Origin of the sequence: Paenibacillus xylanexedens, assembly GCF_017874615.1 — a bacterium.
Lineage (GTDB): Bacteria > Bacillota > Bacilli > Paenibacillales > Paenibacillaceae > Paenibacillus > Paenibacillus xylanexedens.
The window spans coordinates 277,844-291,389 of record NZ_JAGIKV010000008.1 but is presented as its reverse complement, the minus strand read 5'-3'; the positions used below and the strand labels follow the sequence as shown (position 1 = coordinate 291,389).

At 43.5% G+C, this 13,546-nt stretch carries 16 protein-coding genes and 1 tRNA gene; 15 read left to right on the top strand and 2 right to left on the bottom strand.

Features of this window, described 5'->3' with window-relative positions; genetic code table 11:
* The first annotated feature begins 43 nt into the window (after nt 1-43).
* The 7 genes from mnmG (at nt 44) to J2Z28_RS13305 (ending at nt 7,734) form a co-directional block, all read left to right on the top strand.
* Nucleotides 44-1,933, top strand: coding sequence for a tRNA uridine-5-carboxymethylaminomethyl(34) synthesis enzyme MnmG (gene mnmG, locus J2Z28_RS13335; protein WP_211082868.1), 1,890 nt, complete (start codon nt 44-46; stop codon nt 1,931-1,933).
* Entirely contained in the window at nt 1,933-2,655 is a 723-nt protein-coding gene (gene rsmG / locus J2Z28_RS13330) for a 16S rRNA (guanine(527)-N(7))-methyltransferase RsmG (protein WP_074092898.1), read from the top strand. Before mnmG ends, rsmG begins: the two co-directional genes overlap by 1 nt.
* Before the next feature lie 514 nt (nt 2,656-3,169).
* Nucleotides 3,170-3,988, top strand: coding sequence for a nucleoid occlusion protein (gene noc / locus J2Z28_RS13325; protein ID WP_211082867.1), 819 nt, complete (start codon nt 3,170-3,172; stop codon nt 3,986-3,988).
* 189 nt (nt 3,989-4,177) lie between these two features.
* Nucleotides 4,178-4,939, top strand: coding sequence for a ParA family protein (locus tag J2Z28_RS13320; RefSeq protein WP_036611966.1), 762 nt, complete (start codon nt 4,178-4,180; stop codon nt 4,937-4,939).
* Nucleotides 4,932-5,777, top strand: coding sequence for a ParB/RepB/Spo0J family partition protein (locus J2Z28_RS13315; protein ID WP_036611964.1), 846 nt, complete (start codon nt 4,932-4,934; stop codon nt 5,775-5,777). Before J2Z28_RS13320 ends, J2Z28_RS13315 begins: the two co-directional genes overlap by 8 nt.
* Nucleotides 5,778-5,938: 161 nt before the next feature.
* Complete coding sequence (locus J2Z28_RS13310) at nt 5,939-7,093, top strand: aminotransferase class V-fold PLP-dependent enzyme (protein WP_211082866.1); 1,155 nt, start codon at nt 5,939-5,941, stop codon at nt 7,091-7,093.
* Between the two features lie 140 nt (nt 7,094-7,233).
* Entirely contained in the window at nt 7,234-7,734 is a 501-nt protein-coding gene (locus tag J2Z28_RS13305; protein WP_036611960.1) for a DUF4446 family protein, read from the top strand.
* Here J2Z28_RS13305 and yyaC read toward each other — a convergent pair.
* Complete coding sequence (gene yyaC / locus J2Z28_RS13300; RefSeq protein ID WP_211082865.1) at nt 7,709-8,314, bottom strand: spore protease YyaC; 606 nt, start codon at nt 8,312-8,314, stop codon at nt 7,709-7,711. The two genes, J2Z28_RS13305 and yyaC, sit on opposite strands and share 26 nt — an antisense overlap.
* A 117-nt stretch (nt 8,315-8,431) precedes the next feature.
* Between yyaC and J2Z28_RS13295 the strand changes: the two genes are divergently transcribed.
* The 4 genes from J2Z28_RS13295 to J2Z28_RS13280 all read left to right on the top strand — a co-directional run bounded on the left by J2Z28_RS13295 (nt 8,432) and on the right by J2Z28_RS13280 (nt 10,041).
* Nucleotides 8,432-8,695, top strand: coding sequence for a putative Se/S carrier protein (locus J2Z28_RS13295; RefSeq protein WP_211082864.1), 264 nt, complete (start codon nt 8,432-8,434; stop codon nt 8,693-8,695).
* 14 nt (nt 8,696-8,709) lie between these two features.
* Nucleotides 8,710-9,648 carry a mechanosensitive ion channel family protein gene (locus J2Z28_RS13290; protein ID WP_211082863.1) on the top strand — a complete coding sequence of 313 codons (939 nt, stop codon included), beginning with the start codon at nt 8,710-8,712 and terminating at the stop codon, nt 9,646-9,648.
* Nucleotides 9,638-9,847 carry a DUF951 domain-containing protein gene (locus J2Z28_RS13285; RefSeq protein ID WP_211082862.1) on the top strand — a complete coding sequence of 70 codons (210 nt, stop codon included), beginning with the start codon at nt 9,638-9,640 and terminating at the stop codon, nt 9,845-9,847. The genes J2Z28_RS13290 and J2Z28_RS13285 overlap by 11 nt, the downstream gene beginning before the upstream one ends.
* A gap of 103 nt (nt 9,848-9,950) precedes the next feature.
* A tRNA-Ser gene (locus tag J2Z28_RS13280) sits at nt 9,951-10,041 on the top strand.
* A gap of 438 nt (nt 10,042-10,479) precedes the next feature.
* Here J2Z28_RS13280 and J2Z28_RS13275 read toward each other — a convergent pair.
* Nucleotides 10,480-10,674, bottom strand: coding sequence for a YjzC family protein (locus tag J2Z28_RS13275; RefSeq protein WP_105406420.1), 195 nt, complete (start codon nt 10,672-10,674; stop codon nt 10,480-10,482).
* Between the two features lie 202 nt (nt 10,675-10,876).
* Here J2Z28_RS13275 and rpsF point away from each other — a divergent pair, with 202 nt between their 5' ends.
* From rpsF to J2Z28_RS13255, 4 genes are all read left to right on the top strand, one after another.
* Nucleotides 10,877-11,170, top strand: coding sequence for a 30S ribosomal protein S6 (rpsF, locus tag J2Z28_RS13270; protein ID WP_211082861.1), 294 nt, complete (start codon nt 10,877-10,879; stop codon nt 11,168-11,170).
* A gap of 48 nt (nt 11,171-11,218) precedes the next feature.
* Nucleotides 11,219-11,704 (top strand): single-stranded DNA-binding protein, encoded by a 486-nt coding sequence (ssb, locus tag J2Z28_RS13265; protein WP_017691432.1) that lies wholly within the window; start codon nt 11,219-11,221, stop codon nt 11,702-11,704.
* Between the two features lie 56 nt (nt 11,705-11,760).
* Nucleotides 11,761-12,033, top strand: coding sequence for a 30S ribosomal protein S18 (gene rpsR, locus J2Z28_RS13260; RefSeq protein ID WP_017691433.1), 273 nt, complete (start codon nt 11,761-11,763; stop codon nt 12,031-12,033).
* A gap of 218 nt (nt 12,034-12,251) precedes the next feature.
* Complete coding sequence (locus tag J2Z28_RS13255) at nt 12,252-12,842, top strand: M15 family metallopeptidase (protein WP_211082860.1); 591 nt, start codon at nt 12,252-12,254, stop codon at nt 12,840-12,842.
* The last annotated feature ends 704 nt before the right edge of the window (nt 12,843-13,546 follow it).

The window sequence follows — 13,546 nt, the reverse complement described above, 5'->3', positions numbered from 1 at the left end:
TGTGAGTTACACCAAATGCAGCGGAATAAGGAGGTAAACGGGAATGGCTTTTGATGGCGGCAGTTATGATGTAATCGTCGTTGGTGCAGGACATGCTGGTGTGGAATCCGCGCTGGCCGCAGCTCGTATGGGGTCCAAAACACTAATGATTACGATCAATCTGGACATGGTGGCCTTTATGCCTTGTAACCCATCTATTGGGGGACCGGCCAAAGGACATGTTGTACGCGAGATTGATGCACTTGGTGGAGAAATGGGACGGAATATCGATAAAACCTTTATTCAGATGCGAATGCTTAACACAGGTAAAGGGCCTGCTGTTCACGCGCTTCGTGCTCAGGCAGATAAATTCTCCTACCAACATAAAATGAAGGAAACGATGGAGAATGAACGTAATCTGACAATGCGTCAGGGTATGGTTGATCGACTGATCGTTGAAGATGGAAAATGTGTAGGCGTTGTGACTCAGACCGGAACAGAGTATCGGGCTAAAGCGGTCGTTCTGACAACGGGCACATACTTGCGCGGCAAAGTGATTATGGGCGAGTTGATGTATGAGAGTGGACCGAACAATCAACAACCCTCTCTTAAATTGTCAGAGAATCTGCGTGAACTGGGCTTTGATCTGGTTCGTTTCAAAACAGGTACACCACCACGTGTGCATAAGGATACGATTGATTTTAGCAAAACCGAAATTCAGCCTGGCGATGACAAGCCGAAGTTCTTTTCCTATGAAACAGAATCTTCCGATAATGAGCAGTTGCCTTGCTGGTTGACGTATACATCTGTGGAAACACATCAGATTATTAATGATAATCTGCATCGTGCTCCGATGTTCTCGGGTCTTATTGAAGGAACCGGACCACGTTATTGCCCTTCCATTGAAGATAAAATTGTTCGTTTCAGCGACAAGCCGAAACATCAGATATTCCTTGAGCCGGAAGGCAAGAACACATCCGAGTATTACGTACAGGGGTTGTCTACGAGTATGCCAGAAGACGTTCAACTGGCTATGCTGCGTTCAATTCCAGGTATGGAAAAAGTGGAAATGATGCGTAATGGTTATGCAATTGAATACGATGCGATGGTGCCAACACAATTGTGGCCTTCACTGGAAACTAAACGTCTACCAGGTCTGTTTACGGCGGGTCAGATTAATGGTACCTCCGGTTATGAAGAAGCGGCAGGACAAGGTGTTATGGCTGGAATCAACGCTGCACTCAAAGTACAGGGGAAAGAGCCGGTAATACTGGATCGTTCCCAAGGTTATATTGGCGTGCTGATTGATGATTTGGTAACAAAGGGTACAAATGAACCGTATCGTCTGTTGACTTCACGCGCTGAATATCGTCTGTTGCTTCGCCATGATAATGCAGATATGCGTTTGACGGAAATCGGACATGACATTGGCCTGATCCCTGAAGAGCGTTATGCGAAATTTCTGGATAAAAAGGCGAAAGTCGAGCAGGAAGTCGCACGTCTGAAAGTTGCTAAAGCTCGCCCGGTTGAAGTGAATGCCAAGCTGGAAGAGTACGGATCTACACCTATTCAGGATGGCAGTACGTTGCTTACCTTGCTGCGTCGCCCGGAGCTGGGGTATGAACTGATTGAACAGCTCTCACCATCTGAGGTAGAACTGACAGCAGATATGAAAGAACAAGTAGAAATACAAATTAAATATGCGGGTTATATTGAGAAACAATTGATCCACGTGGAACGTTTGCAAAAGATGGAGAAAAAGAAAATTCCGGACACCATCGTATATGATGAGATTCATGGTCTTGCTATGGAAGCCAAACAGAAGCTCGCTACGATTCGTCCAATCTCGATTGGTCAGGCTTCTCGTATTGCTGGAGTTACTCCTGCCGACATCTCCATTCTGCTGGTCTACCTGGAGCATTATAACCGTGTAACCGCAGCAAGGGGACAATGATGGACGATATTCAACAGCAACTGCAGCGGCGCTTAAAGAAACATGGATTAGAGCTGGGAGAACTCCAATTGGAGCAATTCGAACTGTATTATCAGGAACTGGTATCCTGGAATGAAAAGATGAATCTAACCGGAATTACGGATCGTGAGCAAGTGTATACCAAGCATTTCTATGATTCGGTATCGCTGGCCTTTTATACAGACATGACCAAAGTGAATAAGCTTGCTGACATTGGATCTGGAGCGGGTTTTCCTGGATTGCCACTGAAAATCTGTTTCCCGCACATTAAGCTGACGATCATTGATTCATTAAATAAACGTATTGGCTTCCTACAGCATGTGGTAGATATCCTTGGCCTGACAGATGTGGAGTTGGTCCATGGGCGTGCTGAAGAGATTGCACGCAAAGAAGGGTATCGTGACAGCTACGATCTCGTTACGGCGCGTGCAGTAGCCAAGCTGGCTGTGCTGAATGAATTCTGTCTTCCTTTTGTTCGTAAAAGTGGAATATTCGCTGCCATGAAGGGTGGAGATCCGCGTGAGGAAATGAAGGAAGCGGAGTTCAGCTTCAATCAGCTGAAAGGACGGGTTAAGGCTGTTCATCCATTCCAGCTGCCGGTTGAAGAATCAGAGCGTCATATCATCCTGATCCAGAAATTTGATAAGACACCATATAAGTATCCGCGCAAACCAGGTACTCCAATGAAGACTCCGCTGATATAGTTGCTTGATGGTTTTGAAATCAGTCAAAACAAAATAGAATTTTTGACATAGATAAAGAGGATGTTTCACGTGAAACATTCTCTTTTTTTGTTTTCTGAAATGGAGGACGGATTAACATTACAGATACTCTGTATTACATATGTCTTAAAGAACCCTGTAATGATGAATTTTACGCACAGTAGCTCAGGAACATATTCAGGAATTCAATGTGTACAAGTCGTCATATTTTCAATATTCACAAAGAAAAAGCAGGAAAATTAGCAGAGTTTAAAGAATAGGTAAGCATAGGATTATGATAGAAAAGATGATAGAATAGAAGTATCCGATCCTGGGTCACAGCGATCATAGATTATATGTATAGATAGATGGATATGCGTTCGATGTTGCATGACAGGAAGCGTTATGAAAGGCAAAACTTATTCCAAGAACGATGCATGTGAAGGGTCGCTTATTGAATAAGAAGCACCTGCAAAGACTGTGGGAGCTATTACGAAACTAGGTGGTAATCTGCGGAATGAAAGAACAATTTTCGAAGTTGTTTGGTTTGGCGGAGCGCAATAACGGAGATGAGATCAAACAAATTCCGGTTAATGAAATTGTGAGCAGCCCATATCAACCCCGTACTATTTTTGATGATGATAAAATTGATGAGTTGTTGCAGACGATCAAAACACATGGTGTAATTCAGCCTATTGTCGTTCGCGTGCGAAATGGATCATATGAGATTATTGCCGGGGAACGTCGCTGGCGTGCAGTTCGAAAATTGGGTTTGGATACGATTCCGGCTATTGTGCGTGAATTCAACGACTCTCAGGCCGCATCCATTGCACTGATTGAGAACTTGCAGCGTGAAGGATTGACCTCCATTGAAGAAGCAGTTGCTTATCAGAAATTGATAGATTTGCATCAACTGACACAGGAGAGCCTTGCACAACGATTAGGTAAAAGCCAGTCTACCATCGCGAACAAAATTCGGTTGTTAAATCTTCCGGATGGAATCAAGATGGCACTGATGGAACGCAAAATTTCTGAACGGCATGCAAGAGCATTACTTTCTCTGGATACGGAAGAACTGCAGATGAAGTTGCTCGGTGAGATTATCGAAAAAGAATTGAATGTGAAACAGACAGAGGCACGTGTTGCCTTCTACAAGGAATCTTCCAAGATTAAAAAATCTAGACGTGTTTCCTTTACCAAGGATGTAAGGCTTGCACTTAATACGATTCGCCAATCCATTGATATGGTAACTGGCTCTGGTCTGGACATCAAAACAAAAGAAGCAGACCATGAGGATCATTATGAGATCGTTATCCATATTCCAAAACGCAAATAATTGAAGCTTATGGCGGCAATGGGCCGCTTTTTATGTCTATAAAGCAAGTTAGGTCTGACATGTTTAAAGAACGGTCGGTATATTGATGGAACGGTAGTTGTTGTTTGTGTGGACGATAGCCGCCTGCTTTTTGTTAACAATATCTCACAACCTACAGAAAAGACTCCTATTTTATTTGAGGTGAAGTAATTGTCTAAGATTATGGCCGTAGCTAATCAAAAGGGCGGTGTGGGGAAAACGACGACATCTGTTAACTTGGGTGCAGGACTGGCTTCACTCGGGAAAAGAGTATTGCTTGTCGATATTGACCCTCAGGGGAATACAACCAGCGGAGTCGGAATCAATAAAGCAGATGTGGCTAATTGTATATATGATGTCATTATTAATGAGGTTCCTCCTCAAGAAGCGATTTTGGAGACTCAGATTGAAGGCCTTCATATCATACCTGCAACGATTCAGCTTGCCGGAGCCGAGATCGAATTGGTGTCCACGATATCACGGGAAGTTCGCCTGAAAAAATCACTCGCCATGGTGAAAAAAAACTATGATTACATACTGATCGATTGTCCACCATCTCTTGGTATGTTAACGATCAATTCGTTGACTGCTTCCGATTCGGTGATCATTCCGATTCAGTGTGAGTATTATGCACTTGAAGGATTAAGTCAGTTGCTCAATACGGTTCGTCTGGTACAGAAACATCTGAATACATCCCTGCAGATTGAAGGGGTATTGCTGACGATGTTTGATGCGCGGACCAATCTGGGGATTCAGGTTATTGAAGAAGTGAAAAAGTATTTTCAACAAAAAGTATATCAAACGATTATTCCGCGTAACGTACGGCTTAGTGAAGCACCATCTCATGGTCAATCCATTATTACGTATGACCCTCGTTCAAGAGGGGCGGAAGTGTATTTAGAGCTCGCAAAGGAAGTGATTTCTTATGAGTAAGCGGCTTGGAAAAGGTCTTGATGCCCTCATTCCTTCGCTTTCAATTAATGACGATGATAAAGTCGTAGAAATCCCGATTAGTCAACTGCGGGCTAACCCCTATCAACCACGTAAAGTATTTGATGAGGGCGCAATACATGAACTGGCTGAGTCCATTCGTCAGCATGGTGTCATACAACCCATTATTGTTCGTCCTGTATTACGAGGTTATGAGATTATCGCCGGAGAACGACGGTTCAGAGCTTCGCAATATTGTGGTAATGCCACGGTACCGGCTGTAGTCCGCAACTTCAGTGATCAGCAGGTAATGGAGATTGCGTTGATTGAGAATCTGCAACGGGAGAATCTGAACGCCATGGAAGTTGCAGTTGCTTATCAGGGGTTAATGGATCAATTCGCGTTGACTCAGGAAGAGTTGTCTGTAAAAGTAGGTAAATCACGTTCTCACATTGCTAACTTCTTGCGTCTGTTATCATTGCCCGAAGAAGTAAAAGACCATGTTTCACGTGGAACATTATCGATGGGACATGCACGTGCAATCGTGGGTGTGAAAGACGAGGTTATAGTGAAGCAACTTGCGAAACAGACCATTGATCAGCAATGGAGTGTACGTGAGTTGGAGGAAGCTGTTCAACAATTGGATCGCTCCAAAACAGGTGAGGCTAAAGCCAAATCGAAGTTAAAAAAGAAAGATCCATTCATTGATACATTGGAAGAATCTCTTCGTGAACGTTTCAAAACAACAGTGAAAATCAAGCACAATAAAGATAAAGGTAAAATTGAGCTCAACTACTACAGTCAACAGGATCTAGAACGGCTATTGGAATTGTTACAATAACAGTCGGGTCTATGATTCATTAACAACATGCGGGGCTTACTCATGTCATGACATATCGCCTCTGTACCATGGAGAAACGATATGTCATTCTTTGTTTATAGGGTTATATGTGCAATATGTGCAGGCGAATTATTAATTTATGGGACAGAGGTGGTTGTAAGGTGGAGGGAGTTATCTATCTAGATCATGCAGCAACATCTTGGCCCAAACCACCTGCTGTCGGTGATGCGATGTTGAGTGCATTGGAGATTGCCGGAGCTAATCCTGGCAGAGGAAGTCACCGTATGGCTGTTCAGGCAAGTCGCGTATTGTTCGAGGCGAGAAAATCCATATCCAATATCTTTGGAATCAAAAATGCGAATGATATTGCATTCGGATCAAATACGACAGAAGCGCTAAATCTAGCTATTCAAGGCTCGCTCAGAGAGGGCGACCATGTGATTGCCACCATGGCTGAACATAACTCAGTCAGACGACCACTGGAGTACTTGCGAAGACTTCGAAATGTTGAGATTGATTATGTACCTGTTAATGCTGCGGGAGCTATTGATCTGATGCAAATGGAACGTATGTTTCGTTCGAATACCAGATTAGTGGTATGTACACATAGTTCCAATCTGCTTGGCAGTATTCTTCCTATTGGAGAAATTTCGCTCCTGTGTCGTAAACATCGGGCGATCTTATTGGTAGATACGGCGCAGAGTGCTGGGGTTATGCCTGTGAATGTACAACAACTGGGCATTGATATGTTGGCTTTTCCAGGGCATAAGGGACTGCTTGGTCCTCAGGGTACAGGGGGCTTGTACATTGCTCCAGGGCTCGATATAGAGCCTTTACTTCATGGAGGGACAGGAAGTCAGTCAGAGGCTTTGGAGCAGCCAAAGGTACGTCCTGATCGGTATGAAGCGGGGACGCCGAATACTGTCGGGATCGCAGGACTGAATGCGGGTGTGAAGCATGTACTTGAGCTGACACCAGCGGTCATCTACCAGCATGAGTGGGAACTGACCCAACATATAATGGATGGGCTGTCATCCGTTAAGGGCATTCGAATGCTTGGTCCAGAGATTGGACAGCCACGCACCGGATTAGTATCTTTTACTGTGGATGGATATGATTCGGCACAACTCGCCTTCCGATTAGATCGGAATTATGGGATTGCAGTTCGGTCCGGTTTTCATTGCACACCGCTTGCACACGAATCTGCTGGTACAACCGCTACCGGAGCAGTAAGGGCCAGTGTGGGATACAATTCAACTAGAGAACATGTGGAATCACTCGTTAAGGCAGTGTTGGAATTGACTGGGACAGACTAGATTAGAGTTGAAATGATGAACTCATTTGATACAGGGTTGCTTGATTAAGCTTATGGATATCGGGTTGATTTATAATGAATGATAATATTACAGGACAGACGTTAATCTGATCAAAAATATAGAGGGGTAGTTGCAATTACATGGCTGAATTAAACGAGCTGATTCTGGAACAGCTGTTATGGATTATTGGCGGAATGGCATTACTTACGGTGATCTTGCTGATTGTGAGTATTGTTCAAGGGGCAAAGTTACGAAAGTTTAAACGTAAATATGAAGCCATGATGGCTGGCAGTGGAGTAGAGGACCTGGAATCGTTGCTGGTTAATCTGAAAATTCAGATGGACAGCATTGAGGATGAACACAAACTGCAAACGAATCAGCTGCAAGTTGTCATGCAAAAGCTGACCCGCATTCAAGGTAAAGTTGGCGTGAAAAGATACAATGCGTATGGAGAGCGTGGCAGTGATCTGAGCTTCTCAATGGCTATGATTAACGATAGCCAGGATGGCATGATCCTTACGGGGATATATAACCGTGACGGTTCTTACGTATATGCCAAACCTCTTAAAGGGGGAGAGTCCACGTATACTCTGTCCCCAGAGGAAAAGGAAGCTATTACTCTGGCACAGCAAGCAGAGTAGAACGTGTATGCCATTCCCGGATGGCCGAGTATAGACTGCTGGATATAATCTCGGACATGCGCATAACAAGACTGAGCCGTGTGTTCTGTAGAACAAAGTATTCCATAAAGCCGCCGACGTTAACGATACCTGTCAGATGGATATCGCCGACCGGCGGTAATTCTTTATTTACCCCCGCACCCGGCTTGAGTGGACCATTCACAACTTGAATGCATCCCACACTGGATGATTGTCCGAGACAGGCGTCAATGCCAATCACATAAGGGTTATGGTGTGTTTTCTGTATGTTGTGGAGTGTATCTTGCAGGTTCATCGCATGGACTGGTTCATCCAAGGTACCATATAGATGGAATAAAGGGCTGTCCCACTTGGAAAGGGCTGATCCGACCAGAGGACCAAGGCAGTCGCCTGTTGAGCGATCTGTGCCGATGCAGACAATCACTACATTTTGCAGAGAATGGGCTTTATAGAGGTGAAACATTAAACGATGGGTAATGGCCAAGTGAATGCCTGGATCGGTGTGGGGGATTTTCAAACTGGTCATGTCTTGTGATGAAAAGGAACGCGAAGTAGGATTCATAGGATCTATCCTTTCCCTTGGAATAGTAGTAACAGTATATGGAAAGGTAGAGCGTTTTATACTTCACGAGGACAAGCTTTTTCTCTAGGGTTGGACGTATGGCGAAAGGAGCCGGACATGGACGAATGGATTAACGATTGGATGCTGATTGCGTTTGATTCAACCCAGCAGGCATTGCGTGCTGAAATGCTGCTGGAGTTTGCCGAGATAGAGATTGATTTGTTCCCTACACCAAAAGAAATTACAGCAGGGTGTGCGTTATGTATTCAGTTTCCAAAAGAGGATCTGGAGCGAGTGCAGAAGATCATTCGTAACGAGTTCGTAGAGATCCGAGGCCTCTATTTCAAAACAGAAGAAAGCTATGATAACATACCGATGTAGAGGAGAGATGATGAATGTTGTCATTTCAGTTTGCTCAAGTGGATAATAGTGGTGCCGCTGGTGCTGTAAATGAAGCCCTTCGTTGGACGGATAAAGTCTGGAACAAAATTGCAGATCCCGATATGTGGCTTAACATTATGTTCAGCTCAATCCGGATCATCATTATTTTTATCATTACCCGTATTGTCATTAAGGTCGTATATCGAATTATAGATCGTTCCATGGAACGTAAGCAGGAAGGCAGGATTCGCGTGAATCCGCGCAGATTCGTAACCGTAGGGGAACTGTTGAAAAATGCGATCTCCATAACATGTAATTTTATTATGATTCTGCTACTGTTATCTGAGATCAATATTCAAGTTGGGCCGCTCCTCGCGAGTGCCGGTGTGCTTGGGCTTGCCATTGGTTTTGGTGCACAGGGGTTGGTCAAGGATGTTATTACCGGTTTCTTCATTATATTGGAGGACCAATTCGCTGTGGGGGATGTTATTCAGACGGGAACCTACAAGGGAACGGTTGAAGTGATCGGACTTAGAACAACCAAACTGGTCAGCTGGCAAGGTGAGGTGCACATTATCCCAAACGGGGTGATTGCAAGTGTAACGAACTACTCCATGTCGAATTCGCTGGCTGTAGTGGATATTCCGATGAAGGCGGACTTAAGTCTCGATGAGTCTGTACATCTGGTGAAGAAGTCTTTGGTTGGGATTGAAGAGCGTGACCTAAATATTGTGAAGGTGCCGGATGTGCTCGGTATACAGTCTATGTCTACATCTGAGTATGTGGTGCGAATTGTGGCTGAATGTATACCTAACTCTCGTGCTTCGGTGGAACGTCAGATTCAGGGCGATGTGAAAAAAACGCTGGAGTATCATGAAATGAGTCATCAAGCCGCATTGGAACAGGCAGTAGCTTTGGAGAAAGATGAGGGGGATGGCACAGGTGGAGCGTAAAAGTTTCCAGCTTGGGGATACAGTGCAGATGAAGAAGCAGCATCCCTGTGGCAGCAATGAGATGGAGATCATTCGTATGGGTATGGATATTCGAATCAAGTGTGTCGGATGTAAACATAGCGTGTTGATTCCAAGAGCGAAATTCGAGAAAAACATGAAGAAGGTACTGCGTTCAGCAGAAGATTCTACTGAATCCTGATCTTGCAAACATTCGGGATTTGGTAGTCAAAATAGCGTTTACATGCAGGCTCCGTATGAGTGTTGCGTTCTGTAAATGATCATGCTATAATCAATATTGCTGCGGAAAGGTACCCAAGAGGCCCAAGGGGGCTGACTCGAAATCAGTTAGGCGTGTCACAGCGTGCGTGGGTTCGAATCCCACCCTTTCCGCCACTTCAATTGTAATTTACTCAATACACATTGAGTTTAATAAAAAGATCGATAAGAAGACTTTCCATTAGGAAAGTCTTTTTTTGTATAAGGTTTCATCGAATATGTATTGAACACGTATCCATATCAGATGCATCATTAATGACTAAAACGAAAAATAAAGAGCCCCGAAGGGCTCTTTATCCGGCGGTGCATTTGTTTGTTAGGAAACAATCGGTCGTAACAATCAGACACTTGGTGTACTGCACGTAGCAATACGCGTGCTTCAGACGAAGGGCCTTACTACACATAACCACTTGCTTCTTAAATTACGTGATGAATCTCCAACAGCGAATGATCGGCTTCGTTGTCCAACGGAACCACACCTCTCTCGTGCACCGCCTGATTGTATTATGTGCTTTATTTCGTTTTATATACATGGATCGTCAAAAAGTATTGCGATTAATGGACGCGGGCTTTGGTCAGCTTCTTCCACTTGCGATTATGATTGCTTGTTTCGGGAAAAGCTTCACCTTTTTGCAGTGTTACCCGCTTCGGGTTCTGAATTTCCGAGACAAAGCTTTTTTCCCCAACTTCCGTGTATTCTCCATCGTTTGGGGCTTTGTCTCCTGGTTCAAACTCGGTTTTTTCACCCATGATAAAACCTCCTCTGCAGAATATGTTACATTGTTGCCTCTGTAGTGTGCTCCATAGCCCGGGTGATCATGTGCCAATATGTACAGGGAACGTTTGCTTGCACTTTGACTCGGTATTTGTTATATTAATATAGTTCGAGTTTGTGCTCGTTCCTTGCTCTCAACCTAGATTGAGGGCCAGAGTCCATAAGGAGGTGAAAATTATGCGCAAATATGAAGTGATGTACATTATTCGTCCTGACATTGAGCAAGAAGTTGTTCAAGCTACAGCCGATAAATTCCAAGGCATCATCTCCAACGGCGGTGGTGAAGTTACAGCTCACGACGTTATGGGTAAACGCCGTCTTGCGTATGAGATCAAGAAATTCCGTGATGGTTTTTATGTTCTGGTACATTTCACTGCTGAACCAGCAGTTGTAACTGAACTTGAGCGTCTCATGAAGATTTCTGACGAAGTAATTCGTTATCTCATTACCAACGACGTTAAGTCTGCTTAAGACAACTCGTGATTAACGCACCAATACGCTCTGAAGGAGGGGATTACATTGTTGAACCGTGTCATTCTGATCGGCCGGTTAACCCGGGATCCTGAGTTGCGTTACACTCCAGCAGGAGTAGCAGTTACGCAATTTACTTTGGCAGTGGACAGACCGTTTACAAGCCAAGGGGGAGAAAAGGAAGCCGATTTCATTCCGGTCGTAACCTGGAGACAGCTTGCCGAGACCTGTGCGAACTACTTGCGCAAAGGACGCCTGGCTGCAGTCGAAGGACGCATTCAAGTACGGAACTACGAGAATAACGAAGGAAAACGTGTATACGTGACCGAAGTCATTGCCGATAATGTCCGTTTCTTGGAGTCAGCTAACCGTGATAATAGCGGTGGCGGCGGTGGGCAACCAATGCGTGAAGAGCCTTCTTATGGAGGCGGCGGACGCGCGAACAATAACAATAATTCGCGTAGCAACAATCAGGATCCTTTTTCCGATGACGGAAAACCGATTGATATATCGGATGATGATTTGCCATTTTAACATGAGCTGATACTCTTAGGAGATATGGGTTACATGATAGGAAAGGACTGAAAAGCATGGGCTTCAAGCAAAGAGAAGGCGGAGACAACGATAAAAGACCGGCACGTCGTGGCGGCCGTAATAAACGTCGTAAAGTGTGCTTCTTCACAGCTAACAAAATTACTCACATCGATTATAAAGATACGGACTTGCTTCGTAAATTTATCAGCGAACGTGGAAAAATTTTGCCACGCCGTGTAACAGGTACTAGCGCTAAATATCAACGCATGCTGACGATTGCAATCAAACGCTCCCGTCAAATCGCATTATTGCCATACACAACTGAGTAGTTTTACTCAGCTTGCATACGAAGCAGTCGGCTTATAGCCGACTGCTTTTTTGTATATATCAATAGAAGTAACAGATCCACTCTAACAAATGGAACAATTCAATACTATGGTGATAGAAGCATTCACGGCTTAAATGAATTATAATAGAGTCTAATCTACTGAAAAGGTTCAGGCAGCAGGAATAGCTGTTTATTTCAGAATAAACACCAGGAGTGGATATGAATACATCAAAACGTAAAGGCAAACAGAGAAAAAAGAGTCTGAAAACTTGGATTATAGCTACTCTTTTACTTTCCATTATATATGTGTGGTTACAGCAAAAAGGTGATATAGATAACATGTGGCCCGGGACAACAATCCAAGAAGCTGTGCCAATCACCGGCCTGCATCCTGTGGTAGCAGAAAATGAGAAATTATTGGTACGTAAGGCAGCGAGACGTGGAATAGAGATTGTTATCACCCACGGCTACCGAAGTTCCGAGGAGCAAGATGCACTATTTAACCAAGGACGCTCAAGCGCAGGCAATATCGTTACTAATGCACGTGGTGGTGAGTCATATCATAACTACGGATTGGCAATTGATTTTGCACTGAGGACGCCTGGGGGTGATGTGGTGTGGGATATGGAACGTGATGATAACGGCAATGGCGAGGCAGACTGGATGGAAATTGTGGATCTTGCCAAAGAGTTAGGTTTCACTTGGGGTGGAGACTGGGCAAACTTTCCGGACTATCCTCACTTGCAGATGGATTTCGGCTTGAATATCAATGAGTTAAAACGTGGTAAAAGACCTCCTGATTCTCAGTAAAGGGTATTATATATACACTTAAATGAATAAATATTAGATAAGCTCTGCATTTTGCAGGGCTTTTTTCTTTCTTTTGTAAAATAAATGATAAAAGATTACAATTTGGTCTTTACATTAGCAAATAAATAAAACTATACTAGATTAACTAGATTTTTTACTCTGATCGCACATATTATTTCAATTGTAAGCATAACGGCGTCGATTCAATAAAATTCAGCTATAGATCGAGAAATAATCACCACTCATATATGTAACATTTACCTCACGCAAAATTAAGAATGTCTACTTAAATCAAAACGTACACATACACTAGATGTAACTGCTATGTTATGTATATGTTAAATTGACTAATTGCCTATGTACACCTCACAGCCAAAAACATGATAACACCTCTCAAATTCCCTACTATATGCCTTTATTATATTAATAATATCCAAATCTGTAGTATAGAAAACATTTATGCCAAAAATCTCAAAATAAGCATTGACGTTAGCTAAAATTACACGTATGATTACATTAATTATTTTGATATATAATTCCGCTAGGAATTATCAACATTAATTGACCAATGGTCTAAATATAAGTCTCTTAAACTTGTTTCTCCTAACAATTTGGTATTTTGTATAAGCTAGTGTTCGTTATCTTCAAGAACTTGGAAATATACAGTGGATGCATTTCTCTACACACGAATACAATCTACGGAA

Coding starts and splice junctions, on each gene's coding strand:
- mnmG (WP_211082868.1), top strand. CDS start 44: ATGGCTTTTGATGGCGGCAGTTATGATGTAATCGTCGTTGGTGCAGGA.
- rsmG (WP_074092898.1), top strand. CDS start 1,933: ATGGACGATATTCAACAGCAACTGCAGCGGCGCTTAAAGAAACATGGA.
- noc (WP_211082867.1), top strand. CDS start 3,170: ATGAAAGAACAATTTTCGAAGTTGTTTGGTTTGGCGGAGCGCAATAAC.
- J2Z28_RS13315 (WP_036611964.1), top strand. CDS start 4,932: ATGAGTAAGCGGCTTGGAAAAGGTCTTGATGCCCTCATTCCTTCGCTT.
- J2Z28_RS13305 (WP_036611960.1), top strand. CDS start 7,234: ATGGCTGAATTAAACGAGCTGATTCTGGAACAGCTGTTATGGATTATT.
- yyaC (WP_211082865.1), bottom strand. CDS start 8,314: ATGAATCCTACTTCGCGTTCCTTTTCATCACAAGACATGACCAGTTTG.
- J2Z28_RS13295 (WP_211082864.1), top strand. CDS start 8,432: ATGGACGAATGGATTAACGATTGGATGCTGATTGCGTTTGATTCAACC.
- J2Z28_RS13290 (WP_211082863.1), top strand. CDS start 8,710: ATGTTGTCATTTCAGTTTGCTCAAGTGGATAATAGTGGTGCCGCTGGT.
- J2Z28_RS13275 (WP_105406420.1), bottom strand. CDS start 10,674: ATGGGTGAAAAAACCGAGTTTGAACCAGGAGACAAAGCCCCAAACGAT.
- rpsF (WP_211082861.1), top strand. CDS start 10,877: ATGCGCAAATATGAAGTGATGTACATTATTCGTCCTGACATTGAGCAA.
- rpsR (WP_017691433.1), top strand. CDS start 11,761: ATGGGCTTCAAGCAAAGAGAAGGCGGAGACAACGATAAAAGACCGGCA.
- J2Z28_RS13255 (WP_211082860.1), top strand. CDS start 12,252: ATGAATACATCAAAACGTAAAGGCAAACAGAGAAAAAAGAGTCTGAAA.